Consider the following 24,270-nt stretch of genomic DNA (forward strand, 5'->3'; position numbering starts at 1 on the left):
AAACCGCCAAAGCTAATGGCCTAGAACCATCGAGTTACATCCAATACGTACTCGACCACATTGCCGACGCGGATACTTTAGAAAAACTCGAAGTGCTATTGCCTTGGAACAGGGCGAAAGCAGGCTAGATTAGCAGGGCAAGACAAACCATTTTAGAGGGCTAATATAAGATCGCTTACGGTAATAATCACTAGACTCATCATTAATGGGAACTATATCGACACAGTAATCGCCAATTTGTAACATCGGCTGATGATATTGTTCCGGCTCATCTGATACTGCGGTAATGGCATTAACCAGACGATTGATATCAGAGTCCGACAGTTTCGGCACCAATTTCTTACCAAAGCGAGAACGAACAAAATCTTTTAGCAGGTCAGGTACTTGCTTTGTTTTAGCTACCATTATCTCTCCGGCTCCTTTAAAAGGAGCTGGGATAAAATCACCATCTAAGCCACAATTGACACTGACATGATTAGCGGTGAAGATCACTAGACCTGCATTTTTACATTCCGTTTGTAATCCTCGTAGCTGTGGTAAATCCCCGAAACGACGTAAGGATTCACGCAGTTTCACAACTGGACTGGTGAAGTAGTTTTCACCACGTTCATTCTTTACGCGTAAGCTATTACGTCGATTGGTTCCTATCTCGACGGTTATTTCACCATGATGATCTTTTAGTTCAAGTGGGATCACGCCAAATGGGTAAACCAAAAGACCATCAAATAAACGTGAAGAGCTTGGTCCTAAAATCGGCGGACACGATACGATGCGAAACCCCTCGAATAGCGGGTCACTAAACAATGCCGTAGCCAGCTCAGAGAGTCCTCGACGCTCATGTATCCGATCTTCTTGATGTCCAACGAAAGGATTATAAGGCCAATCTTCATCGACAAAAGTATGGGACTGCGCCATAGGGAAAATCAACGCCGACCAGTCACCATCGCATGCGGCTGGAAGCAACTTACTCCGCATTGCACCGCTATTGAGAGCATCCGCATTTAGAGCAAGACCGCACATACTTTCGCTATCTAGCCCATCGCTAGCGAGAATATACTTCACATGTGGACTCGTCTTAACAGTGACCGTTTTGACTATCGGAGTGTACTCACTACCAATAACTGAAGTCGGCTGAATTTCGAAACCTGCTTCAGCGACCTTCGTCACTGCTGACTCAACCCGGTAAAGTCGAATATTACCAACCAAGTTGAGTACGAACTCATTGGCATGCTTGGTAATGATACCAATAGTCGCCTGTACACCACTGCGTTGAAGCAGTAGGTGCAACTGCTCGGTCAGCCAAGTAGCGGAAAAGATATCTTCGGCTTCATTAAGACATAGCCAACTACCTAGTAAATCCACGCCTTTATCAACCTCGCAGCCAGACACAATATCTGCGATAAGTGCTTGGCGACCTGATGAATGTATCCAAACCACATCACCCTCGTTGGTATTGCCCGAGGCTTCTTTAAAGTGCAATTCCATATTAATCACCTAAGGATACTGCGAACAAGTCAGATAACTCCAGTCTGGCTTGCTCTGCATTCAACAATTACCAAAAAGTGGCTAATTCGCCGAAATTTTTTGCTATCACACTGCTTTAAGCAGCTTAATCCCCGTCATTTGGACGGTCTATCCCCGTGTAAAACGTATCATCTGATCTACTCGTAACAAATTTCCAAGAACAAATAGTACCGCGAGCTTGTTGTCATTTTTGTCAGGCTGCATATTCCGATGATTGCGATCGCTCGTTTCGGTCTATTCCGATCAGCTGATCCTGCCATTTTTCTCTCGTCTTATTTTTACTCTTAAGTGACCGGATTACGCCAGTTTTCTCATGGACTCTCCGCCGAGTTTGCACTCATTTTCACTAATCTTCTACTCGACCATTGAGACACAATGCCGTTGCAAGTGTTCAAATATCATTACTAAAAGGGTCATTAATCGAACTTGAACCAAAAGAATCGTCAAACGAACTTCCCCCGATTCCATCATCAAAGCCCCCACTGCCAGAGGTGTGATCTGTGTGGAAAAAATCATAGTATGGCGAGGTCGGGTCTCCGGCCATTGCTCTGCTCATATCCAGATCCATCGGGTCATAGCCAGCGAAAGTAGTGCTATGGTCAATCGGATCAATATCCGACGAGCTCGTAGGGGTTGAATGCATATTAAAATCATCGAATAGATGATCGGAAGAACTGGAGAAAAATGTCGCGCCTGCCGCTCCGGTAAATGCTGCTGTAGTTGCGCTATCCATACTGGACATTTTGCGAGAATGTTGGTTTACCGTTGGCTCGGCGGTCCATCTATCATGATTGCTTGACTGCTGGAATTGCGAGTTGCGAGTTGCCTTTTTTTGAAAAGTAGAACGCTTTCGGCCAATAGGACTGCGTTGAATATGGCGCAATAAGCGGTATGCAGGCATCCCCAGCAATAGGCAGAAAAGCCAGATTGGTAGCGAGTCCGATAGTATGAACGGAATCGTGACACTTATTAGCATCGCGCTAAAGTCATTTACTCGCTTAATTAGTTCTGATGGCTTAGTTCGTAGGATTTTACAAACTAAGAAGGTGATCAGCCCAAATGCTAGTCTGATCAACCAGTAGACGACAACGATTACTAAGGCAGTTAAGACCATCTGCAAATATCCCTATTTCCCTTTTGACTCACTATATCATGACGAATATGTGAGTAAAATCGTCATTGCAAACGGCTGAAGCAAGTTGGTCACAGCTGGGTCACAAAATGACAATGTCTTAATCAAATCATAGAATAGCCGCGCGAGCGCTAAGCATAAATACAGAAAAAGGATTTAAAATCAGTAGGTTAATAAGGTTTTTGATATCATTAGATGGTGGGTGTGGAGAGGTTCGAACTCCCGACATTCGCCTTGTAAGGGCGACGCTCTCCCAACTGAGCTACACACCCATCTTAGAGATGGCTCACTTTCTAAGGGATAAGAAAGTGGCGGAACGGACGGGACTCGAACCCGCGACCCCCTGCGTGACAGGCAGGTATTCTAACCAACTGAACTACCGCTCCAATCTTGCTAACTCGGCAAAGCTGCCTCATCAAAAGATGGAGCGCATTATATAGATAATTATTGGCAGGGCAAGCCTATCTTGAAAAAAGTTAGTGATTTTCTGATGATGACCAACGTAGCTCCTTCGCAACAGCGTCACCACTTGCGAAGAAATAACCAGATTTGGGCGTTACATAAACACTGTCACCTTTGTGTAAATCAGCATTGTCGAACTTCCCATGGGGTAGATCCACTTCCCAAATGGCGGAAGACTCCCAGCCTTGTGCGGCCAATTCAAGACGTACTTCTGCGCCAATCAGGTTTATCGCCACGACTGTCATCGGTAAATGACAAACACCGACAGCTTGTTTCGTTACTGTGAACTCATGGGAGCGCATATATAGGACGCCATCTTTCGCGACTTCGGAGGTAGGCGTCAAAATACGCCCACTTCCGTTTACCCAAGCACCGTTTTCGAATTTTCCCTCAAAGCGATTAACATTGCCAAGAAAGTCAAAAACAAATGGGCTATTGGGCGCACGGTATAGATCTTCTGGGGTATCCACCTGCTCAATATGGCCGTTACTCATTACCACTACTCGATCCGAAAGCTCCAAGGCTTCTTCTTGGTCATGGGTAACGAACACACTGGTGAAGCCTAATTCGTCGTGTAGACTACGCAACCAGCGCCGGAGTTCTTTGCGCACTTTGGCATCCAGGGCTCCAAATGGCTCGTCCAATAGCAGCACTTCAGGTTGGGTAGCCAAGGCTCGGGCAAGTGCAATACGCTGTTTCTGCCCACCCGATAGCTGTGCCGGATAACGTCCCGCCAAGTGACCGAGCTGCACCATGTCGAGCAAATGGGACACACGCTGACGAATCTCTGCATCACTTGGGCGCTGCTTTTTGGGTAGCACTTGCAAGCCAAACGCCACGTTATCCGCCACTGTCATATGACGGAACAGAGCGTAGTTTTGGAATACGAATCCAACTTTACGATCGCGAACATGCACTTCGGTAACATCTCGCTCACCGAAGAGAATACGGCCAGAATCAGCCCCTTCAAGGCCGGCAATAATTCGCAACAAGGTGGTTTTACCGGAGCCCGATGGGCCCAGCAGTCCAATCATCTCCCCTTCATTAATCTGGAGCGATAAGGGCGACAGGGCCTGAAACTGACCAAAAGTTTTCGCAACATTCTCTATCAAAATACTCATTCGCTCACCTGTGATTGTTTAGCAATGTCGGCATGTAATTGGCGTTCCTGGCGCCATTCAACTAAGGCTTTAAATAGCAGCGTCACCAGTGCTAGCATGGCTAATAGTGAGGCGCTAGCGAAGGCCGCCGCTGCTTGATAGTCCTCGTACTGGGCTTGAACTAATAGGGGCAAGGTGTTGGTTTCTCCGCGGATATTGCCGGACACCACAGCCACGGCACCGAACTCCCCCACCGCCCGAGCATTGGTGAGAATCACGCCATAAATCAGCGCCCATTTGATATTTGGTAACGTGACACGACGAAATAGCTGCCAGCCAGATGCACCGAGAATGACCGCAGCCTCTTCATCTTCACGCCCCTGTTGTTGCATTAACGGGATTAGCTCCCTAGCGACGAAAGGACAAGTAACAAAGACCGTCACCATAACGATGCCAGGCCAAGCAAACATCAACTGCATATCGTGATCGAAAAGCCATGACCCGATCCAACCATTATTGCCGTACAAAAGCAGGTATAACAAGCCTGCTACTACCGGTGACACCGCAAACGGAATATCCATCAGTGTCATCAGCAGTTTACGTCCTGGAAACTGAAAACGCGTTACCGCCCACGCCAATAGCACACCAAATACCAAATTGATTGGCACTGTTAGCGCGGCAACTAGTAGAGTCAGGCCAATCGCATGACGGGTGTCTGGGTCACTAAAACTGGCGAAATAGGCACCGACACCATCGACCAAAGCCTGCTGGAAAATACTGATTAAGGGCACCACTAACAGGATGCCAGTTAATAACAAAGTAAATGCAATCAAGGTCCATTTGATTAACGGGCTGTCGCCGATGCGTTGTTGCTGACGACGCCCAGTTACGGATTTATTTGCCATATTTCCCCCTCTAGCGACCATGCAACCGGCGTAGGTAACGACCTTGCCAGATATTAATAGCGAACAGCAGCACCAAAGAAGCCATCAGAACCACCGAAGCGATAGCACTTGCCGCAGGGAAATCAAACTCCTGTAAGCTAACGAAAATCATTAGGGAGGTGATTTCACTCACATAAGGCATATTTCCAGCGATAAAGATCACCGCGCCAAATTCCCCCAAACTACGGGTAAAAGACAATGCAATGCCGGTCATCAATGCAGGCCAAAGAGAGGGGAAAATCACCCGTTGAAATACTGCCCAATCTGAAGCACCCAAGGTCATGCCAGCTTCCTCTTCCTCGACTGACAGTTCTTCCAACACTGGCTGTACTGTTCGCACCACAAACGGAATACTGGTAAATGCCATCGCAAGCACAATTCCCCAAGGGGTATAGGCCACTTTAATGCCCACGCTCGCCAGCAACTCCCCATACCAGCCATTTTGGGCATATAGGGTTGCCAAGGTAATGCCGGCTACGGCTGTAGGTAACGCAAACGGCAAATCAACAATGGCATCTAACAATTTGCGTCCAGGGAATTGGTAGCGCACTAACACCCAAGCCATCAGCAGGCCGAATACCCCGTTAAACAGCGAAGCCAGCGCTGCAGCCCATAGAGTCACTTTATAACTCGCAACCACTCGTTCATCGGTGATGACTTGCCAATAGCGCTCCCATCCCATATCGACCGATTGCATCACTAAACCTGTCATCGGCAGCAGCAATACCAAGCTGATGAACAGTAGCGAGGTACCCAAACTCAGCCCTAAGCCTGGTAGCACCCGACGATGGCGAGGCTTCGCAGCTGCTGAAGTTAAGTTCATTGCCATCAAAGATTACCCTGTAACTATCTTCATTATTGTCGTTGAAGGAGCTGTGCCTTCAGCCAGAAATCAGAAAAGCCGGACACGCACTCGTATCCGGCTTCCATTGACTACAAGTATTAACGACGCTGCAATTGATCCAACTTGCCACCATTAGCAAACAGTTCTTTAGTTGCTTGTGGCCAACCACCAGCAATCTCTTCCACGGTCAGCAATTCCACCTCTGGGAAAGTCGCACTAAATTCGGCTTTTACTACGTCGTTGTGGACTCGGTAGTTAAAGCCTGCCAGCAGGCGCTGGGACTCCTCGCTGTATAGGTAATTCAAGTACTCACGAGAAACTTCTTCGGTACCATTTTTCTTGGCATTGCGAGCGACCACTGCAACTGGAAACTCCGCCAAAATCGACGTTTTAGGTACGACCACTTCGTAGCTGTCAGCTCCATATTGGTTACGAATGTTGTTCACTTCAGACTCGAAAGTAATCAGCACATCACCAATACCACGCTCCACGAAGGTTGTGGTTGCCCCGCGGCCACCGGTATCGAACACAGCAACGTTTTTCAAGAAACGGGTTAAAAAGCTATCAATCTCTGTATCGTTTTCTTTGCCGAAGGTCTTTTGCGCGTAGCCTGTAGCCGCAAGATAGGTGTAGCGGCCATTACCGGATGTTTTTGGGTTCGGGAAAACCAGCGCCACATCATCACGGGTCAAATCGCCCCAGTTCTGGATATCTTTTGGGTTTCCTTTACGGACTAAGAAGGCGATAGTGGAATAGTAAGGAGAGCTCGCGTTGGGAAATTCGCTTTTCCAATCCGCAGGAATCAACTTACCTTTGTCATGGAGCACTTGCACATCGGTGACTTGGTTAAAGGTCACCACATCCGCACCTAAACCATTCATGATGGCATTAGCCTGCTTCGACGAGCCCGCATGGGACTGTTTAATTTCGATGGTTTTACCGGTAGTTTCCAGCCAGTGCTGCTCGAAAGTTGGGTTGTAAGCCGCAAACAGCTCGCGAGCAATATCATATGACGTATTTAAAATGGTCTGATCTGCTGCGGACGCTTGTACTGCGCCAGTTAACAACACAGTACCCAATAGAGAACGTATAAATCCGGGGGATTTTTTCATGATTTCCTCGCTAAAAAATAGCAATCATTCTTAATACAGCGAGATTAAATAAAACATTTAGTTATTTCAATCTTATTTAATGGATCATTTTGGAATAAAAATAAAGCCAAAAAATACAACCGATGAGGCCCAATTCCTAACTTTCTGCGCTCACTTCCCGTTGTCGTAAAAACCAACGGTAGACGAACGCCAAGATAAAACACACGCCAGCAGGAAAGAGCAACGCAAGAAATTGCCAATGCAGGAACAGAAACACGCCCAATGCCCCCCCGGCGATAAATCCACCAATAATCAACATGAACAATTGTGCCTTGCGGCGATCAAGTTCCTCCCCCCTTAGCCAAGCACCTAACATGATGCCTAAATCCGTAAAGATCCCAGTAACATGAGTGGTTCGAACAATGGCACCACTAAAAGTAGTCGCGAAAGCATTCTGTAAACCACAAGCGGCCGAGGCGAAAAAATGCCCCCAGGTATTGTTTTGGGAGAGAAAAGCGAGTGCGACAAGCAATAACACACCTTCGACCACGAGGGCGCTGTCGTAGTGTTTACCCAGTTTCAATGACTTACCCCGTAGCAACATTCCCGATATTGTTGCACCGATTAGGAAAGCAACTAAGATTCCGAGTAAATGAACACTGTCAGACCAAGGACTAGAAAGAAGCCGGCCGCCCAACAGGGTTGCCGTACCAGAAAGATGAGAGACCGACTGGTGCTCGAACCCCAATAACCCCACCGCATTCACGGTACCAGCTACTAGAGCGAGCAAAAACGCGCCATACTCAACCCAACGTGGAAGTTGTGAAATCACTGGTCTTTCCCCTTTGTTCAGTCTATGGACAGGTAGAACATCACCATGCTAACGGCTACAAGGAGAAAAGAGTACTAGGTTCACCAAATAGCCTACATAAACCAGACGATATGCATGACCGCTCTAGTAAATAAGCCAAAAAACGCCCCCAGTAACGCGAGGCGGAAGATTTTATTGATACGTGGTCCGATCACTGAAAAGATGGCGATCCCGACTAAATCTACGGGATTACTAGCCAGACCGACAATGATATTAAGATCCCGAGCAGACAGCGCCCCCTGCTCAATTTGATCAATCATCACCCCCATATAAGCGGTACCACCGGCCACATACTTGGTGATGATTGGTAAGACAGCTGCTCCCGGCAGACCTAGCAACGCAAATACCGGCTCTAACCACTGGGTAAGAGTGCCAATGACATTCAAGTCTTTCAGCACACTCATAATAAAGATGGTGATCACCAGTAAGGGGATCATATTGATGGCGATCCTCATCCCTTCCATGCCTCCTTCAGAGAGGGACTGCACCACGCTTCTATTCACTTTGACTTCTTTTTCTTGAGGAGGAATGCCATTGTCACTGGCAGATAAATTTTTAGCTAAGAAATAGTAGGTAAAAACAGAGGCTAGCAGACCGCCGATAAGCGAAGACGCCAACAGCGCCCAAATATCGACACCGTAGGCGATCATTGGAAAAGACACATTGCCTTGAGTTAAGGTCAGAACCAAAGCCAGCGAAGCCGCCAGCTTGCGCTGATCCTGCTCCATTTGCTCCAGTTTGTGTAACGTGGGAAGCGGCGCAACGGAGCTGACAAATAACATCTTGGCGGTAGCGATCACGCTTAAACCGGACGCGCCGAACACATGGGTCACATGGGACAATTTTTCGGAACACCAGGCCAAAACACCCTTGTTCTCAAGCACCTTCATAAAACCACCCATCACCACCGTAATCGGAAGCATCAGATAGAGCACCAAGTCCAGTGCCAGTCGGCCGGAGGTTTGAATATTGCCAATGAAATCCATAAAGGGGCTCTCTTTGCGGTGAATCAGGATGACGTTATTTACTCTCTTTGTATCCAAAATACAACTAAGTTTCACCCGCTTCAGTCTACTTATTCAGAAACACCAGCGCTGAAAGAAAAAATTCGCACCAATAGAGGTCAAAAATACAGCCAAAGACCCATGCAAGATCACAAATGCGGCACATTTTTGCAAATTTGCGCCAAAATTTCTGGCACGGTATGTGCAGTGTTAACCAGTGTTCGTACCCTTGGACATCGAACACTACAATTTAGTCAGAATAGAACGCTAGGGTTCCGGTACTGTTTTCTTCGCCACAGTACGACTGGTCCGAGAGCATTCGACCTTGCAGTGGCAAGGTTACACGGCGGGACAAAAGCCCGGGAGACCGAAAGGCGATTTGCCAAGGGTACTCCATGTGTAACGCAAACCAACTGGAAAGGTAACTATTATGACTCGATCCAACCGTAAAGTGTCTGCCATTGCTCTTACCCTACTCGCCTCGGCATCTGCTCCCTCCTTTGCACAAGATAATTTCAAAGTGTGCTGGTCTATCTACGCCGGTTGGATGCCGTGGGCCTACGGCCAACAGGCCGGCATCGTCGATAAATGGGCCGAAAAGTACGATATCAGTATCGATGTGGTACAGATTAATGACTATGTAGAATCTATCAACCAATACACAGCCGGTGAATTTGATGCCTGTACCATGGCACAAATGGACGCGCTCACCATTCCCGCTGTCGGTGGGGTAGACAGTACCGTGCTGATCGCTGGGGATTATTCCAACGGTAACGATGCCATTATCCTGATGGACTCTGACAACCTAGCGGATATCAAAGGTCGCAACGTCAATCTGGTGGAATACAGCGTTTCCCACTACTTACTCGCACGAGGCTTAGATTCAATCGGCATGAGCGAGAAGGATGTTCAGGTCATCAATACGTCTGACGCAGATCTAGTGTCGGTTTTTGGTATCGATGGGGTGAACGCCACCGTGACTTGGAACCCACTAGTGAGTGAAATCCTTGCTATCCCTGCCACCCACGATGTATTCAACTCTTCCATGATCCCTGGGGAAATCATTGATGGGCTAGTCGTCAATACTGAGACCTTAAAAGCCAACCCAGCATTGGGTAAAGCCTTGACAGGCGCCTGGTTTGAAATCATGTCCGAAATGAATGGGGATAGTGAATCCGCCGAGCTTGCTCGCACCATTATGGCGGAAGCGGCAGAAACGGACTTGGCGGGCTACGATGCGCAACTAGCCAAAACCCACATGTATTACACCCCCGAGTCTGCCCTTGAGTTGGTGAACAGCCCCAAATTGGTCGAAACCATGCGACATGTGGCGGAGTTTTCCTTTGACCACGGTCTATTAGGTGAAGGGGCACCAAGTGCTGACATCGTGGGCATCGAAATGCCAGCAGGTGTGTTTGGTGACCCGAACAATATCAAACTGCGCTTTGACAATACCTACATGCAAATGGCAGCGGACGGCCAACTGTAACCTCTCCCTTCATGGATGCCCGTCGGAGTATCGCGGGCGTCCCCAAGGATTTTCCTATGAAGAAACTGATAAATTACACGCCGACGCCGGTTAATCGAACGTTACTCGGGCTGTTGCCATTTGTGCTGCTACTGCTGCTCTATATGGCGAGCTCCGAAGCGCGGTTAGCAATTAACCCCAGCGATAAACTACTGCCATCTCTTGGGCAGATGGGCGATGCTATGTATCGCTTGGCGTTCGAACCCAGTCGCCGCAAGGGGGAGTTGGTGTTTTGGCAAGATACCTTGAGCAGTCTTGGCCGCCTTGGTGCGGGGGTCGGGATCGCCGCTCTATTCGGCTTAACTATCGGCTTATTGACCGGTGCCTTGCCATTACTTTACAGCTTTTTAGCACCGTTACTGACCGTGGTGTCTTTGATTCCACCGCTAGCCATTTTACCCATCCTATTCATCATCATTGGTTTGGGCGAAAGTTCAAAAATCACCTTAATCGCCATTGGTGTGGCACCGTTTATCGCCCGAGATATTCAGCGACGCACTCAGGAAATCCCTTCGGAGCAGTTAGTTAAAGCCCAGACATTGGGGGCGAGCACGTTACAGATTTTAGTGCGCGTGCTACTGCCACAGGTGATGCCAAAATTGATTGATGCGGTACGCCTATCACTCGGGGCCGGTTGGCTGTTTTTGATTGCGGCCGAGGCCATTTCCTCTACCGATGGCTTGGGTTATCGAATTTTCTTGGTGCGTCGCTATATGTCCATGGATGTGATCTTGCCCTATGTGGCGTGGATTACCCTGCTGGCATTTTTGATCGATTATCTACTGGCAGCGCTCAATAAGCGTCTATACCCATGGGAGGGCAAAGCATGACCGAACCTTTCATCCAAGCCCTCAACGTTGGTAAGACCTACGGACAAGACCGCATCCTTGAGCGGGTTAATGCTACCGTACACCAAGGTGAATTTATCACCCTAGTAGGAGCCTCTGGCTGCGGTAAAAGTACGTTTTTAAAAATGATACTGGGGATTGAACAGCCCAGCTCGGGGGAGCTATTACTTAACGGCGCTCCGATGCCGAATGAGCCGGGACCAGATCGGGGCATTGTTTTCCAGCAGTACTCGGTATTCCCCCATATGACGGTATTGGAAAACGTCGTCGCCGCAAAGGGATTCCAAAAAGCCTCTCTCAGCGGCTACCTATTCGGAAAGGAAAAACGCCAAGCTCGGCAAGAAGCGAGCGAAATTCTCCATCAGGTTGGCCTAGGTCACGCTCTCACGCGCTACCCCCACGAACTGTCCGGTGGCATGAAGCAACGCTTGGCGATTGCCCAAGCCGTTATCGGTAAGCCGAAGATTCTACTATTGGACGAACCGTTCGGCGCCCTAGACCCGGGAATCCGGGCCGATATGCACGCTCTGATCTTGGATGTTTGGCGCCAGCACAAACTCACCATTTTTATGGTCACCCACGATCTAAAAGAAGGCTTTTACCTAGGTACCCGTTTGTGGGTCTTCGACAAACTGCGTCATGACCCCCATGCACCAAACGCTTACGGTGCTTCCATCACTTACGACTTACCGGTGGGGGCGACAGCGGATGATCTCTATCGAGAAATAGACGAGCAAATTCGCCCGACACCCATTTTCAACCATCATAGTGAACTTACGGAGACCCCTTGATGAATCATTATGAAACCATCATTCCCGCGAGCAGCCACTGGTCATTACGGCTACGCCGGGGCACCCAAATCACCCTGACGGACTTAGAGGGTGGCGCCAATGTGGGCATGGTATTTTACAACCCGGAAAACCTGCTGGAGCGTTACAACGCCCCGGATACGCTAAAATGCCAACACACCTTCAAACTGACCAAAGGCCATTGTTTGTATTCTGATATGGGGCGTATTTTCGCTTCCATCATCGAGGACTCTCTTGGCTGGCACGAGACCGTCTGTGGCAACAGTCACCCCAGCCATATCGAAAAATGGGGCAAGCGTGACTATCAGACGGATCGCAACGATTGGCTGCAAAATGGACACGATGCCATGTTGGTGGAAATGGCAAAATACGGCCTGACCCAAGCGGACTTGTGCGCCAACCTCAACTTGTTTAGCAAAGTCACGACAGACGCCGAAGGCAATATGGCGCTGGCGAATAATCATAGTCCAGCCGGTAGCCAAGTCACTTTGCGCTTCGAAATGGACACCTTGGTGATTTTGCATACCTGTCCCCACCCCCTAAGCGTTGCCAGTGAATACCCCCGCACACCGGTCAAACTCCTATTAGAGAAGGCGGCACCGGTTGCGGACGATGATTTATGCAAAAACGCTCGCCCAGAAAATCTACGGGGCTTTGCTAACAATGCTCTCTACTACTTCGGACAGGAGGCCTAAACCATGATCAAAGCAAGTAACCTAAATACAGCAGATGCATCTGAAACCTATCGAGTCGATGCGGGGGACTACTTTATCCATGTCATCCCAGCTGGCGCCACGTTTCGCTTTGTCGATCTTGAGGGCAACCAAGCGGCAGATACATTGTTTTACAACGCCCATAACCCCGAAGAGCACTACAGCGCCACTGACACCATTCGTGAACAAGGGAATGTGTACCTAACTGCCGGTTCAAAACTACGTTCTAACGAAAACAACGTAATGCTGGAAATCGTTGCCGATACCTGCGGTCGCCATGACACGCTGGGGGGGGCTTGCGCCACAGAAAGCAACACCGTGCGCTATGACTTGGAAAAACGCTGCATGCACGCCTGTCGTGATAGCTGGATGCTCGCGATTGCGGAGCACCCTGAGTTTGGTTTAGACAAACGCGACATCGCCCACAACATTAATTTCTTTATGAATGTGCCGGTAACGGAGGCTGGCGGGCTGACCTTTGAAGATGGTATTTCCGCCCCGGGAAAATACGTGGAGATGACCGCGGCAATGGACCTGATCGTGCTGATCTCCAACTGCCCACAACTAAATAACCCTTGCAACGGCTACAACCCAACCCCCATCGAAGTGGTGATTTGGGACGCTAATTAACAACGATTCTACGACTTGCCCATTCAGTGGACGGCCACTGTCTTACACATCGCCGGGACGGCCCGGACAAGGTAATTTCATGTTCCATACGGTATTAATTGCAAATCGCGGCGCTATTGCCGTGCGTATTATTCGTACCCTCAAAAAAATGGGCATCAAGGCCGTTGCTGTGTATGCCCAGTCCGATGCCAACAGTCGTCACGTCAAGCTAGCCGATGCGGCCTACTGTTTAGGGGAAGGTGCGGCGGCTGACACGTACCTCAATGTTGATAAAATTCTACAGATCGTCGCCGAATCCGGCGCCCAAGCCATCCACCCAGGCTATGGTTTTTTGAGTGAAAATGCCCAATTTGTGGAGCGTTGCGAAGCAAACGGCATCGCTTTTATTGGCCCAACAGCCGAGCAGATGCGTGCCTTTGGCTTAAAACACCGGGCCAGAGAATTGGCTGAGCAAGCTAAAGTCCCCCTATCCCCCGGCTCCGAATTACTAACCGATATTGCCAGCGCCCTACACCAAGCCCATCAAATCGGCTACCCAGTTATGCTCAAGAGCACCGCCGGGGGCGGTGGTATCGGCATGCACCTGTGTCATACAGACACAGATTTGATCGAGCATTTTGACTCGGTACGTCGCCTGGGAGCCAACAATTTTGCCGACGATGGGGTCTTTTTAGAAAAATTTATCGCCCGTGCTCGACACATTGAAGTTCAAGTCTTTGGCGATGGTAACGGCAATGCCATTGCCATCGGTGAACGGGATTGCTCCAGCCAACGTCGCAACCAAAAAGTCGTCGAGGAATGCCCCGCCCCCCATTTAAGTGATGATGTGCGCCAACAACTGCATCAAACGGCAGCTTCCTTGCTCGCTAGCGTGAATTACCGCAACGCAGGGACGGTGGAGTTTATTTACGATATGGACACCAATGCGTTTTACTTCTTGGAGGTCAATACGCGTCTACAAGTCGAACACGGCGTTACCGAGGAAGTATATGGCGTCGACTTAGTAGAATGGATGGTGCGCCTCGCTGCTGGAGACGACCTAAGCTTGGGGGAAAAACACGCCACGCTCAGGCCAAGCGGGCACGCGGTGCAAGTACGCGTCTATGCGGAAGACCCGTACAAAAACTTCCAACCTAGCCCGGGGTTACTCAGTGCCGTCAGTTTACCCACCTCTTATACCGACTCTTCGGACAGCACACCCGCAGCTGGACGTATTCGCATAGACCATTGGGTTGAATCAGGGATACAAATCTCACCCTATTTTGACCCTATGATTGCCAAAGTAATTGTCCATCACAGCAGCCGTGATGAGGCACTAGAACTGTTGCGAGAAACCTTGGCAGACTGCACCCTGTATGGCACCCAAACCAACTTAGACTACTTACAGCAACTTTTAACGGACCCGCAGTTACAGTCTGGAACGGTAAGCACCCGTTACCTCAACGACTTTGTGTACCAACCTAAACGCATCGATGTAATTAGTGGTGGTACGCAAACCACCCTGCAAGATTTCCCTGGGCGCCAGCATCATTGGCATGTTGGCGTTCCTCCGTCTGGCCCGTTTGACTCGTTTCACAGCCGTTTAGCCAACCGACTACTCGGTAATGGGGAAGATGCTGCCACCCTCGAAATCACTTTGCAAGGGCCGAGTTTGCAATTCAGTTTTGCCGCCCACATCGCCCTGTGTGGCGCGCCCATAGAGGCTAAGCTCGATGGTAAAACCGTCGGCTTGAATCAGGTGGTTCCAGTATCACCCGGACAAACGCTGGCTTTAGGGCGCATTAGCGCTACCGGTGCTAGGGCGTACCTTGCCGTCGCAGGGGGCTTTGATTGCCCAGATTATCTCGGTTCCAAATCCACGTTTACGCTCGGTCAATTTGGCGGTCACAATGGCCGCGCGCTACAAACTGGGGACGTGCTCACAACGCTTCCAGCGACCAATGAGCCAGTGGCGCAGCCAACTCTGCCGGCTCAGTTGCTACCGACACTTAATCACCACCATGAACTGCGGGTGATTTACGGCCCCCACGGCGCCCCAGACTTTTTTACCCCTGACGATATCACTATGTTTTTTCAGACCGACTGGGAGATTCATTACAACTCCAGTCGTACCGGTGTGCGCCTGATTGGCCCCAAACCCAACTGGGCCCGAGAAAATGGGGGGGAAGCAGGGTTACACCCGTCAAACATTCACGACAATGCCTATGCCTTCGGTAGCGTAGATTTTACCGGCGATATGCCCGTTATCTTGGGGCCAGATGGCCCCTCCCTTGGTGGCTTTGTTTGTCCTGCTACGGTGATCAGCACCGATTTATGGAAGCTAGGGCAACTACGCGCCGGCGATACCGTGCGCTTTATTCCCGTTTCCTTAGATGATGCCGTAACCCTAGAAGCAGAACAAAACCGTAGTCTTAATACATTGACGGCACCTAGCTATACACCTAAGCCACAGCCGATTACTACTCCGGTATTGAAAACCCTGCCCGCCAAGGAGTTTGGGGATGAGATTGTTTATCGAGCGGCGGGGGATCATTTCCTGTTGGTGGAATACGGGGAACAGATCCTGGATATTCGTCTGCGTTTTCGTGCACACGCATTGATGCAATGGCTGCAACAACATCCGTTTGTGGGCATGCGGGAACTCACTCCGGGGATTCGCTCGCTGCAGATTCACTACGACAGTCAACAAATGGGCCACCGGGCACTCTTGGATCTGTTAGAAGAGGCCGAGCGCCACCTCAGCCAACAACTGGCCCAACTGACTGTGCCGTCACGCACGGTTTACCTGCCCCTATCTTGGGACGATCGCGCCTGCCAAGAAGCGATCGATAAGTATGCCCAGTCCGTGCGTAGCAATGCCCCATGGTGCCCGAGTAATTTAGAGTTTATCCGCCGTATTAATGGGCTGGACAGCATCGAACAAGTAAAGGAAATCGTCTTTAATGCCAGCTACTTAGTTATGGGGCTCGGAGATGTGTACCTTGGGGCACCGGTAGCGACCCCAATCGACCCGCGCCACCGTCTGGTGACGACCAAGTATAACCCAGCGCGTACTTGGACAGCCGAAAACTCCGTGGGCATTGGCGGTTCATATTTGTGTGTTTACGGTATGGAAGGCCCCGGGGGCTACCAATTCGTGGGGCGCACCCTCCAGATGTGGAATCGCTATCGCCAGACCAAGGAGTTCAGCCAGCCATGGCTGTTGCGCTTCTTTGACCAAATCCGTTTCTACGAAGTCAGCCACGAGGAGCTAAACCAAATCCGCGCGGACTTCCCCCACGGACAATACCCAATCCGTATCGAGAAAAGTGAGTTTTCACTGTCCGAGTACGAACAGTTTGTCCAAGAGAACAGTGCTGATATTGACGGGTTTAACGGACGACGCAATCAGGCTTTCGCTGAAGAGCTTGCCCGCTGGCACGCCAATGGCCAATTCCATTTCGACCAAAGCGAAGCAGCAACGACCACCACAGAAATCACTTGGGACGAGGATGCCACTGTCGTAGACAGTCCCGTATCTGGCAGCGTCTGGCAAACAGAAGTGAATGTCGGAGCCGAAGTAAAGGCCGGACAGCTACTGGTCACCCTGGAATCCATGAAGATGGAAATCCCTCTCTACGCCCCCTGCGCTGGGCGCGTAACCCAAGTACTACTGAATAATGGCAACCGGGTAAATGCTGGCCAAGCCGTCATCGTTATGGAGGAAATTGTATGAGCATCATCGCCCCACTTACGCAAACTATCGATATGGGCTTTCAAGCCTTGCGCGACCACTATTTGGCTGGGAGTCTGACCCCACATGCCGTGCTCGCTGACATACGGGAGCGTGCTAAAACCTTTCAACACTACAACATCTGGATTCACCTCCTAACTGAGGAGGAAGTGGCACCTTACCTGAGCGCCCTAACCCAGAAAGATCCGGCGACACACCCCTTGTGGGGGATCCCTTTTGCCATCAAGGATAATATCGATTTGGCCGGTATTCCCACTACGGCGGCCTGCCCAGAGTTTGCCTATACCCCTGTTGAGTCTGCCTATGTGGTGCAAAAGCTGATCGAGGCAGGGGCGATTCCCGTCGGGAAAACCAACTTGGATCAGTTCGCTACCGGTTTGAACGGTACTCGCTCCCCCTATGGCGCCTGCCACAATAGCTTTGACTATGACTACATAAGTGGTGGCTCTAGTGCGGGTTCCGCAGTGGCAGTTGCCCTGGGTCTAGCCAGCTTCAGCCTTGGCACCGATACCGCAGGGTCTGGGCGTGTGCCGGCGTGTTTCAACAACTTGGTGGGGGTGAAGCCATCCATCGGACTCTTGTCTGCCATAGGGATGCTGCCCGCCTGTCGCAGCCTAGACTGTATGACCATATTTGCTTACAACACCGACGATGCCAATTTGGCTTTATCCGTTGCCGAAGGCTTTGATCCGCGCGATGGTTACAGCCGGGCCAATCCATTTGCTAACCAAACCCGTCACTACGGCCTGCGCCAAGGAGACCTTACCGTCGGGGTCATTCCGTCACATCAGCTCAAATTCTTTGGTGATGATGACTATGCCAACGCTTATCAAGATACATTAGCGCTACTAGCCGACTGTGGCTTTAAATTCTCCGAAATCGATTTCGCCCCATTTGATGAGATCGCTAAGCTCTTGTATGAAGGTCCTTGGGTGGCTGAACGCTACCTTGCCACCCAACCGCTGATCGACGAGCAGCCAGAGGTGATATTCCCGGTGGTGCGAGAGATCATTGCCCCCGGGGGCAAACCACCCGCTACGGCATTATTTAGCGCCCAATACCGGATCAACGACCTGAAACAGGTTTGCTTAGCACAACTGGCCAAGGTGGATTGTCTACTCACCCCAACGGCTGGGCGACACTTTACCATCGAAGAAATGCTCGCTAAGCCGATTCAGCACAATAGTGAGTTGGGCTACTACACCAACTTTATGAACTTGATCGACCTTGCAGCGGTGGCTGTCCCGACAACCTTTACGGCGCGAGGAATGCCTTTTGGTATCACCTTAGTCGGCTCGACGTTTAGTGATCGTATGCTGTTGTCCATCGCCAATCGCATCCAGCAATCACTACCTTTACCGAAAGGCGCACTAGCCCACCGGGCAGCCCCGACAACGACATCCCCTATCGGGGCCACCGACACCATTGATGTGGCCGTATGCGGTGCCCACTTAACTGGACAACCGCTGAATTGGCAACTGACCGAGCGCGGGGCAATACTCAAAACGCAAACCACGACCGCCCCTTGCTATCGACTCTTTGCGTTGGCCGGTGGCCCGCCAAAACGGCCGGGGCTGATTCTCGATAGCGCCGGCAGCGCTGCCATAGAAGTGGAAGTTTGGTCGGTACCCGCTGCACAATTTGGTAGTTTTGTGGCTGGCATCCCAGCACCTTTGGGAATCGGCAAACTCAAACTGGCCAATGGGGAACAAGTCAGCGGCTTTATTTGTGAAGGCTATGGCATCGACGATGCGGTTGACATCACCGCCTTCGGCGGTTGGAGGGCCTATTTACAGTCCCTCTAGTGAACAATGGCTCATCTTCGCCAACAAAAAATAGGCAAAGAGCAAAGTCACCGGGGCTTTGCTTTTTCGCCACCGACATAAATCAATGTTTACTTAATTAGGGGATCTATCGATAGACCAACCCCGCCACTTCTCGCAAACTGAATCCCTCCTTATTTCAACCACCTTATTATCAAGGGATATGATCCATGAATCGCATCGCGGGCTTTGTGTTACTTTTCCTATCATTATCATTGACTGGCTGTGGCTATAACGATTTGCAAAAATACGATGAGCAAATCACCGCAAACTGGTCGGAAGTGATGAACCAATACCAGCGCCGGGCTGACCTAGTCCCCAACTTGGTCAACACGGTTAAGGCGTTTGCCGCCCATGAAAAGGAAGTGTTTGCACAAGTGACGCAAGCGCGCTCAAAAGTGGGCACCATGCAACTATCGGCCGAGGCTCTACAGGACCCAACCGCCATTGCAAACTTTCAAAATGCCCAGTCACAATTAGGTGGAGCCCTTTCTCGCCTGTTGATGGTGTCCGAGAACTACCCACAGCTAAAATCCGATGGCGCGTTTCGTGACCTACAAGCACAGCTAGAAGGCACCGAAAACCGCATTACCGTAGCCAGAAACCGCTACATTCAATCGGTACAGAAATACAACACCACGGTACGCTCGTTTCCCTCCAACTTGACCGCTAAATTCTTTGATTTCACTGTCAAACCGAACTTTACCGTAGAAAATCCAGCGGCACTTAGCCAACCAGTCAGCGTCGATTTCGGAGGCTAAGCCGTGACGGACACTACCAAGGAAAGCAAAACAGAGAGTTTAAAGACCAATATCATCGCTTGGCTCGTGCTCGCAGTGGTTGCCATTTTTGCGGCTGATAACGCGTTTCATTTTTCGGACCATCTTATTGACTGGATACTCTATGAAGAATTGCCAGCCAACCCAGAAATGGTGGTTGACCAGACCGACACCCTGACGGCCCAGGAGAAGCAAGTAATTCGTGACAAGATTACGCAACTGGAAAAGCAATACGGAGCTCAGTTATCGGTGGTCATGATCACCTCGTTAGGGGGGCAGCCCATCGAGGAATACAGCCTTGCACTGGCGGAAAAATGGCAGCTAGGTCGAGCGGAAGCGGATGATGGATTGCTGATCGTGGTTTCCAAGACCGACCGCATGATGCGTATCGAAGTGGGTTATGGTTTAGAGGGTGTCATCCCCGACGCCGCGGCAAGTCGCATCATCCGCGAGACCATGACACCAGAATTTAAACGCAATGAATACGGCACAGGTATAATCAAAGGACTCGATGATATTAGCGTGCTTATGGGTGGCGGCGACATTCCCGTCATTGAGCCAGACTTTGTCTATTGGGAAGATTATAGCCCGCTGACCCAGGCCGCGATTGTTGCTGCCATTACCGTTATTGGACTGGCTTTACTGGACCGCATCACGGCATTCGACTCCAAGTATGCGATTTACGTCTCCGCTGGGTCAGGCATTATTTGCGGTGTAGTGGCATTTTTTATTCTCGACTCGCTGCTTTATGTGTTTGCCAGTGGTGTCATAGGGGCGATCTTGATGTATTTGATCTTCTTCCTTGAACTTAATGGCGCCAAAACGCACTTCTGGAGCGACTTCAAGTCTTCCTTCGGCAGTTCTAGGGGCTCGGGTGGGTCCAGCTCCCGCCGTGGCGGCGGCGGTGGTTTCGGCGGTGGTGGCTCTTCAGGGGGCTGGTAACGTTTAGTTTCTTGCATCTAGCGTAGGTAAATGGACTTACCTAAGTGATAGCCCGGCGAGCAACCCCTTTACCTCCATAAAAGAGTGTCGTAAGCTGACACCTGTTTATTTATACAGCTATCAGCCACTACCATGCGCGACTTATTTTCCGAATTTGATCCCATTGAACCCAGTGACGAGGAGTTTGACCTCAACTACCAGCCGGAACCTGCGGCAGTGCAACGTCGCCATGAACCGCTCAAAGGCCGCGGTACCGGTTCAAATATTGCAGGTCGCTTCGCCATCAATTTGATTGAAGTGGATGACAACGATGAGCCGATGGTGGCACCACAAACCCAAGTGCGCCATGAGTACGCAAAAAGTATTATTAGCCGCAACCAATCCCCAGATGTGCCCTTCTCCATGTCGGTTAATCCCTATCGGGGCTGTGAGCACGGCTGCCTATATTGCTTTGCTCGGCCTAGTCATGCCTATTTAGACCTGTCTCCAGGACTGGATTTTGAAACTAAGCTGAGCGCCAAAATCAATGCCCCAGAACTGCTTGAACAGGAGCTATCCCACCCACGTTATCAGTGCCAGCCCATTGCTATCGGCATCAATACGGATGCTTATCAACCCATCGAAAAGGAACTGCGCATCACCCGCCAATTGCTGGAAGTGGCGCTAAAGTTTAAGCAGCCAGTCTCTATCATTACCAAAAGTAGCCTGATTTTGCGGGATTTAGACCTGCTCACAGAGTTAGCTGAACAAGGGTTATTTCACGCTGCCGTTAGCATCACCACCCTAAATAACGATCTGAAACGCCGTTTGGAACCCCGCACCGCCAGTGGCGCGACCCGATTACAGGTGGTGCAAAAGCTGACCGAAGCTGGCATCCCCACTGCGGTGTTAGCGGCCCCGATGATCCCTTTTGTGAACGATAATGAGCTAGAGTCCATCATCCAAGGCGCAGCGGCGGCAGGTGCCCATGGGGTCAACTATATGATGCTGCGCTTGCCCTACGAGCTTGGTGAGCTGTTCGAAGATTGGCTACGTACCCACTTACCCGATAGGGCAGACCGAGTACTCAACCAAATCCGAGAAATGCGTGGGGGCGAGTTAAATAACGCTCAATTTGGGTTACGTATGACCGGCCAAGGGGCATACGCCGATTTGATGCGGCAACGCTTTTACCTTGCGGCACGTAAAGCCGGTCTCGACACTTTGCGCCAGGTTCCCCTCAATACTCAACTTTTCACTTTGCCGCCTAAGCCGGGGGATCAATTTAGTTTGTTTGACTAGTGGGCTGCACAAGTCATTGCAGGGAAACTGGCTGGCGTGTATGTTAGCTGCCACTCAATCACGCTATATAGAACACAGATGAACTCCCCCGCTGAAATTTACCAACGTTTGTGTACCACCGGCGAGCTAAAAGCCGATGTTGCCCAGCAAGCCGCCATCACCGAACTCGATCGCTTGTATCTAGCCCTAGGGGGAAATGGGCCAACGTACCCTAAACAAGGTATTTACCTATGGGGGGACGTGGGGCGCGGCAAAACAAAACTGATGGATATTTTCTATAGTGCATTGCCAGACGGCATGGCACAGCGGGCCCATTTTCATCACTTTATGGCGAGGCTGCATCGGGAGCTAAACTTAGCGTTTGGGCAAGCCAATCCACTACTCACCATCGCCGACCGACTGGCATCGGAGTACCGGGTGCTCTGCTTCGATGAGTTCTTCGTTAGCGATATCGGCGATGCCATGCTGCTCGGTGGGATCGTAGGAGCATTGCTTGATCGGGGCGTCATCATCGTCGCCACCTCTAATATTGCCATTGAGGGTTTGTTCCAGTCTCAGTTACAAAAAGACCGCTTTCAACCCACCATCGCCCGAATGTCCCAAGCATTTTCCAGCATTCATCTGAGCGGTGAAGTGGATCATCGCTTTCAGCCACGCCCAACACGGCCCATTTACTTTACCGATAAGGCGGGATTCGCGGCTTATTTGCAGGGTGCTACCCTCTCTCCAATAGATACTTTGAGCGTCAACCGTCGATCGATAAAAGCCCAAGGAAGTAATGATCAACAGATTTGGTTTCGCTTTGAGGATTTGTGCATCGGCCCCCGTGCCGCCGCCGACTATATGGAGCTCGCGTCCCAATTCGACGAAATCATCGTCAGCGACATTCCCTGCCTCAGTGGCGAAGCCTTTGAACACATCAAAGCCCGCGGCACAGAAGATGGCGCTGTAGGCTCTGGCCAAACTGGTGACCGTGCGGTTTCCCTCGCCATCAATGACGATGCCGTAAGGCGTTTTATCAGCCTAGTGGATGAATGCTACGACCAACGGGTACGCTTGGTGCTTCAGGCAGAAGTCTCGTTTGATCAGTTATACCAAGCCGGCACCCTGTTGTTTGAATTTCGCCGAACTCAAAGCCGCCTAACCGAAATGGCCCATGTGGGGTTCGGGCGTTTATTAACCTTTCAAACAAAAGACCGTGATCAGGCCGATACCTGATCACGGTCTTGTAGATTGTTACCTGTTTAAGTTGTTACTTAGTTTCTTCAGCAACGTGTTTACGGAAGGCCGCTAACGCCGCTTTGGCATCTACGTCACGGTCAGCCACAGATTCCATCCAAATATCATCGATGCCAGCTGTCAACTTGTTCATATCTTGAACTAGCTTGTCTCCCGGTGACAAGAACACCACGTTTACACCTTTTTCTTTCGCTTCTAAGATACCAGCATCATCGGCTGCGCCCCAAGCGGCACCAGCTAGACGAGACAGTTTTTCGCCAGAGACGCTCATAATGGCGGCTTGATCTTCTTCACTTAGATCCGCGAAGAAATCTTCATTCATAATGATGCTCATCGCGGTGGTGTAGAGACCTTTCGGGAACAATACCAAGTCAGAGCTTAGTTCAGATAGGCGGAAAAATTTTTGCTCTTGCACTGGTAAAAAGGTCGCATCAACTACGCCTTGTTGCATCATTTCATAGGATTTCGGAGCTGGGGCGCCCACTGGAGTAACGTGTAAACGCTCAGCCAGCACATTCACCATACCACCGCCTAGGCGAACTTTTTTACCTTCGAAATCCGACAAATCATTCACTGAGAATTTGGCATGAAGCTGGCCTGGTCCGTGAACAAACAAACCGAGTAACTTCAGGCCATCGTATTCACCCGCATCGGCAAAGTACTCTTCGTAGGTTTTCCAAAGGGCTACTGAGCCGCTTTCCGCACCAGAGATTTCCCCCGGGATTTCGGCAACACCTGTAAGACTAAAACGACCCGGAATGTAGGCGTTTACTGAAAAACCAGCGTCATAAACACCATCTTCAACCGCATCAAAAATGGATTTAGGGTGGCCGGTGAAGTTTTCGATCACAACATCAACACGCCCCTCTGTTGCTTCCTCTGTAGTGGTCAAGTAAATCTGGCCACGGTTTTAGAGTTTTTCCAATACAGCCGCTCACTCTCATTAGGAGATAAACCACCATTATGCCGATGA

General features: G+C 50.3%; 21 protein-coding genes, 2 tRNA genes and 1 riboswitch. Of the genes, 12 read left to right on the forward strand and 11 right to left on the reverse strand.

Annotated elements, in window-relative coordinates; all coding sequences use genetic code 11:
- Window positions 1-128, forward strand: a 128-nt coding sequence (locus FJM67_RS14905; protein ID WP_140590943.1) for a transposase domain-containing protein, incomplete at its 5' end; no start/stop codon positions are given.
- A 1-nt stretch (window position 129) separates the two neighbouring features.
- Here FJM67_RS14905 and FJM67_RS14910 read toward each other — a convergent pair.
- The 10 genes from FJM67_RS14910 to FJM67_RS14955 all read right to left on the reverse strand — a co-directional run bounded on the left by FJM67_RS14910 (window position 130) and on the right by FJM67_RS14955 (window position 8,954).
- The gene (locus tag FJM67_RS14910) at window positions 130-1,485 is read right to left on the reverse strand and encodes a hypothetical protein (protein ID WP_140590945.1); all 1,356 of its coding nucleotides are present in this window, start codon (window positions 1,483-1,485) and stop codon (window positions 130-132) included.
- A 430-nt stretch (window positions 1,486-1,915) separates the two neighbouring features.
- Complete coding sequence (locus FJM67_RS14915) at window positions 1,916-2,257, reverse strand: hypothetical protein (RefSeq protein WP_140590948.1); 342 nt, start codon at window positions 2,255-2,257, stop codon at window positions 1,916-1,918.
- A gap of 595 nt (window positions 2,258-2,852) precedes the next feature.
- Window positions 2,853-2,928: transfer RNA gene (locus FJM67_RS14920), tRNA-Val, on the reverse strand.
- A gap of 37 nt (window positions 2,929-2,965) precedes the next feature.
- Window positions 2,966-3,042, reverse strand: a tRNA-Asp gene (locus FJM67_RS14925).
- 90 nt (window positions 3,043-3,132) lie between these two features.
- Window positions 3,133-4,239, reverse strand: coding sequence for a sulfate/molybdate ABC transporter ATP-binding protein (locus FJM67_RS14930; RefSeq protein ID WP_140590951.1), 1,107 nt, complete (start codon window positions 4,237-4,239; stop codon window positions 3,133-3,135).
- Entirely contained in the window at window positions 4,236-5,123 is an 888-nt protein-coding gene (gene cysW, locus FJM67_RS14935) for a sulfate ABC transporter permease subunit CysW (RefSeq protein WP_140590953.1), read from the reverse strand. The genes FJM67_RS14930 and cysW overlap by 4 nt, the downstream gene beginning before the upstream one ends.
- 10 nt (window positions 5,124-5,133) lie before the next feature.
- Window positions 5,134-5,991: a sulfate/thiosulfate ABC transporter permease CysT gene (cysT, locus tag FJM67_RS14940; RefSeq protein WP_219846010.1), complete on the reverse strand. Its 858-nt coding sequence runs from the start codon at window positions 5,989-5,991 to the stop codon at window positions 5,134-5,136.
- A gap of 113 nt (window positions 5,992-6,104) precedes the next feature.
- Window positions 6,105-7,118, reverse strand: coding sequence for a thiosulfate ABC transporter substrate-binding protein CysP (gene cysP, locus FJM67_RS14945; RefSeq protein ID WP_140590956.1), 1,014 nt, complete (start codon window positions 7,116-7,118; stop codon window positions 6,105-6,107).
- A gap of 136 nt (window positions 7,119-7,254) precedes the next feature.
- The gene (locus FJM67_RS14950) at window positions 7,255-7,929 is read right to left on the reverse strand and encodes a YoaK family protein (protein WP_140590959.1); all 675 of its coding nucleotides are present in this window, start codon (window positions 7,927-7,929) and stop codon (window positions 7,255-7,257) included.
- Between the two features lie 92 nt (window positions 7,930-8,021).
- Window positions 8,022-8,954 carry a nucleoside recognition domain-containing protein gene (locus FJM67_RS14955; RefSeq protein ID WP_140590962.1) on the reverse strand — a complete coding sequence of 311 codons (933 nt, stop codon included), beginning with the start codon at window positions 8,952-8,954 and terminating at the stop codon, window positions 8,022-8,024.
- A gap of 274 nt (window positions 8,955-9,228) precedes the next feature.
- A riboswitch (guanidine-I (ykkC/yxkD leader) is annotated at window positions 9,229-9,340 on the forward strand.
- A 62-nt stretch (window positions 9,341-9,402) separates the two neighbouring features.
- Between FJM67_RS14955 and FJM67_RS14960 the strand changes: the two genes are divergently transcribed.
- The 11 genes from FJM67_RS14960 to zapE all read left to right on the forward strand — a co-directional run bounded on the left by FJM67_RS14960 (window position 9,403) and on the right by zapE (window position 23,276).
- Window positions 9,403-10,461, forward strand: coding sequence for a putative urea ABC transporter substrate-binding protein (locus FJM67_RS14960; protein WP_140590965.1), 1,059 nt, complete (start codon window positions 9,403-9,405; stop codon window positions 10,459-10,461).
- Between the two features lie 56 nt (window positions 10,462-10,517).
- Window positions 10,518-11,330 (forward strand): ABC transporter permease, encoded by an 813-nt coding sequence (locus tag FJM67_RS14965; protein WP_140590968.1) that lies wholly within the window; start codon window positions 10,518-10,520, stop codon window positions 11,328-11,330.
- Window positions 11,327-12,139: an ABC transporter ATP-binding protein gene (locus FJM67_RS14970; RefSeq protein ID WP_140590971.1), complete on the forward strand. Its 813-nt coding sequence runs from the start codon at window positions 11,327-11,329 to the stop codon at window positions 12,137-12,139. Before FJM67_RS14965 ends, FJM67_RS14970 begins: the two co-directional genes overlap by 4 nt.
- Entirely contained in the window at window positions 12,139-12,852 is a 714-nt protein-coding gene (locus tag FJM67_RS14975; RefSeq protein WP_140590974.1) for an urea amidolyase associated protein UAAP1, read from the forward strand. Before FJM67_RS14970 ends, FJM67_RS14975 begins: the two co-directional genes overlap by 1 nt.
- A 3-nt stretch (window positions 12,853-12,855) precedes the next feature.
- On the forward strand, window positions 12,856-13,500 hold the full coding sequence (locus FJM67_RS14980; protein WP_140590976.1) for an urea amidolyase associated protein UAAP2: 645 nt from the start codon (window positions 12,856-12,858) through the stop codon (window positions 13,498-13,500).
- A 79-nt stretch (window positions 13,501-13,579) separates the two neighbouring features.
- On the forward strand, window positions 13,580-17,215 hold the full coding sequence (gene uca, locus FJM67_RS14985; RefSeq protein WP_140590979.1) for an urea carboxylase: 3,636 nt from the start codon (window positions 13,580-13,582) through the stop codon (window positions 17,213-17,215).
- A complete protein-coding gene (atzF, locus tag FJM67_RS14990; RefSeq protein ID WP_140590982.1) occupies window positions 17,212-19,038 on the forward strand; it encodes an allophanate hydrolase in 1,827 nt (608 codons plus the stop codon). Before uca ends, atzF begins: the two co-directional genes overlap by 4 nt.
- Before the next feature lie 188 nt (window positions 19,039-19,226).
- Window positions 19,227-19,817, forward strand: a complete 591-nt coding sequence (locus tag FJM67_RS14995) for a LemA family protein (RefSeq protein WP_140590985.1) — start codon at window positions 19,227-19,229, stop codon at window positions 19,815-19,817.
- 3 nt (window positions 19,818-19,820) lie between these two features.
- Window positions 19,821-20,777: a TPM domain-containing protein gene (locus FJM67_RS15000; RefSeq protein ID WP_140590988.1), complete on the forward strand. Its 957-nt coding sequence runs from the start codon at window positions 19,821-19,823 to the stop codon at window positions 20,775-20,777.
- Between the two features lie 132 nt (window positions 20,778-20,909).
- The gene (locus FJM67_RS15005) at window positions 20,910-22,058 is read left to right on the forward strand and encodes a PA0069 family radical SAM protein (protein ID WP_140590991.1); all 1,149 of its coding nucleotides are present in this window, start codon (window positions 20,910-20,912) and stop codon (window positions 22,056-22,058) included.
- A gap of 78 nt (window positions 22,059-22,136) precedes the next feature.
- Window positions 22,137-23,276 carry a cell division protein ZapE gene (zapE, locus tag FJM67_RS15010; protein ID WP_140590994.1) on the forward strand — a complete coding sequence of 380 codons (1,140 nt, stop codon included), beginning with the start codon at window positions 22,137-22,139 and terminating at the stop codon, window positions 23,274-23,276.
- Window positions 23,277-23,310: 34 nt separating this feature from the next.
- On the opposite strand, the gene FJM67_RS15015 is transcribed toward zapE, so the two are convergent.
- Complete coding sequence (locus tag FJM67_RS15015; RefSeq protein ID WP_235890084.1) at window positions 23,311-24,189, reverse strand: TRAP transporter substrate-binding protein; 879 nt, start codon at window positions 24,187-24,189, stop codon at window positions 23,311-23,313.
- Window positions 24,190-24,270: the final 81 nt, after the last annotated feature.

The sequence above is a fragment of the Maribrevibacterium harenarium genome, from assembly GCF_006385675.1.
Lineage (GTDB): Bacteria > Pseudomonadota > Gammaproteobacteria > Pseudomonadales > Marinomonadaceae > Marinomonas > Marinomonas harenarium.

Coding starts and splice junctions, on each gene's coding strand:
- FJM67_RS14910 (WP_140590945.1), bottom strand. CDS start 1,485: ATGGAATTGCACTTTAAAGAAGCCTCGGGCAATACCAACGAGGGTGAT.
- FJM67_RS14915 (WP_140590948.1), bottom strand. CDS start 2,257: ATGGATAGCGCAACTACAGCAGCATTTACCGGAGCGGCAGGCGCGACA.
- FJM67_RS14930 (WP_140590951.1), bottom strand. CDS start 4,239: ATGAGTATTTTGATAGAGAATGTTGCGAAAACTTTTGGTCAGTTTCAG.
- cysW (WP_140590953.1), bottom strand. CDS start 5,123: ATGGCAAATAAATCCGTAACTGGGCGTCGTCAGCAACAACGCATCGGC.
- cysT (WP_219846010.1), bottom strand. CDS start 5,991: ATGGCAATGAACTTAACTTCAGCAGCTGCGAAGCCTCGCCATCGTCGG.
- cysP (WP_140590956.1), bottom strand. CDS start 7,118: ATGAAAAAATCCCCCGGATTTATACGTTCTCTATTGGGTACTGTGTTG.
- FJM67_RS14955 (WP_140590962.1), bottom strand. CDS start 8,954: ATGGATTTCATTGGCAATATTCAAACCTCCGGCCGACTGGCACTGGAC.
- FJM67_RS14960 (WP_140590965.1), top strand. CDS start 9,403: ATGACTCGATCCAACCGTAAAGTGTCTGCCATTGCTCTTACCCTACTC.
- FJM67_RS14965 (WP_140590968.1), top strand. CDS start 10,518: ATGAAGAAACTGATAAATTACACGCCGACGCCGGTTAATCGAACGTTA.
- FJM67_RS14970 (WP_140590971.1), top strand. CDS start 11,327: ATGACCGAACCTTTCATCCAAGCCCTCAACGTTGGTAAGACCTACGGA.
- FJM67_RS14975 (WP_140590974.1), top strand. CDS start 12,139: ATGAATCATTATGAAACCATCATTCCCGCGAGCAGCCACTGGTCATTA.
- FJM67_RS14980 (WP_140590976.1), top strand. CDS start 12,856: ATGATCAAAGCAAGTAACCTAAATACAGCAGATGCATCTGAAACCTAT.
- uca (WP_140590979.1), top strand. CDS start 13,580: ATGTTCCATACGGTATTAATTGCAAATCGCGGCGCTATTGCCGTGCGT.
- atzF (WP_140590982.1), top strand. CDS start 17,212: ATGAGCATCATCGCCCCACTTACGCAAACTATCGATATGGGCTTTCAA.
- FJM67_RS14995 (WP_140590985.1), top strand. CDS start 19,227: ATGAATCGCATCGCGGGCTTTGTGTTACTTTTCCTATCATTATCATTG.
- FJM67_RS15005 (WP_140590991.1), top strand. CDS start 20,910: ATGCGCGACTTATTTTCCGAATTTGATCCCATTGAACCCAGTGACGAG.
- zapE (WP_140590994.1), top strand. CDS start 22,137: ATGAACTCCCCCGCTGAAATTTACCAACGTTTGTGTACCACCGGCGAG.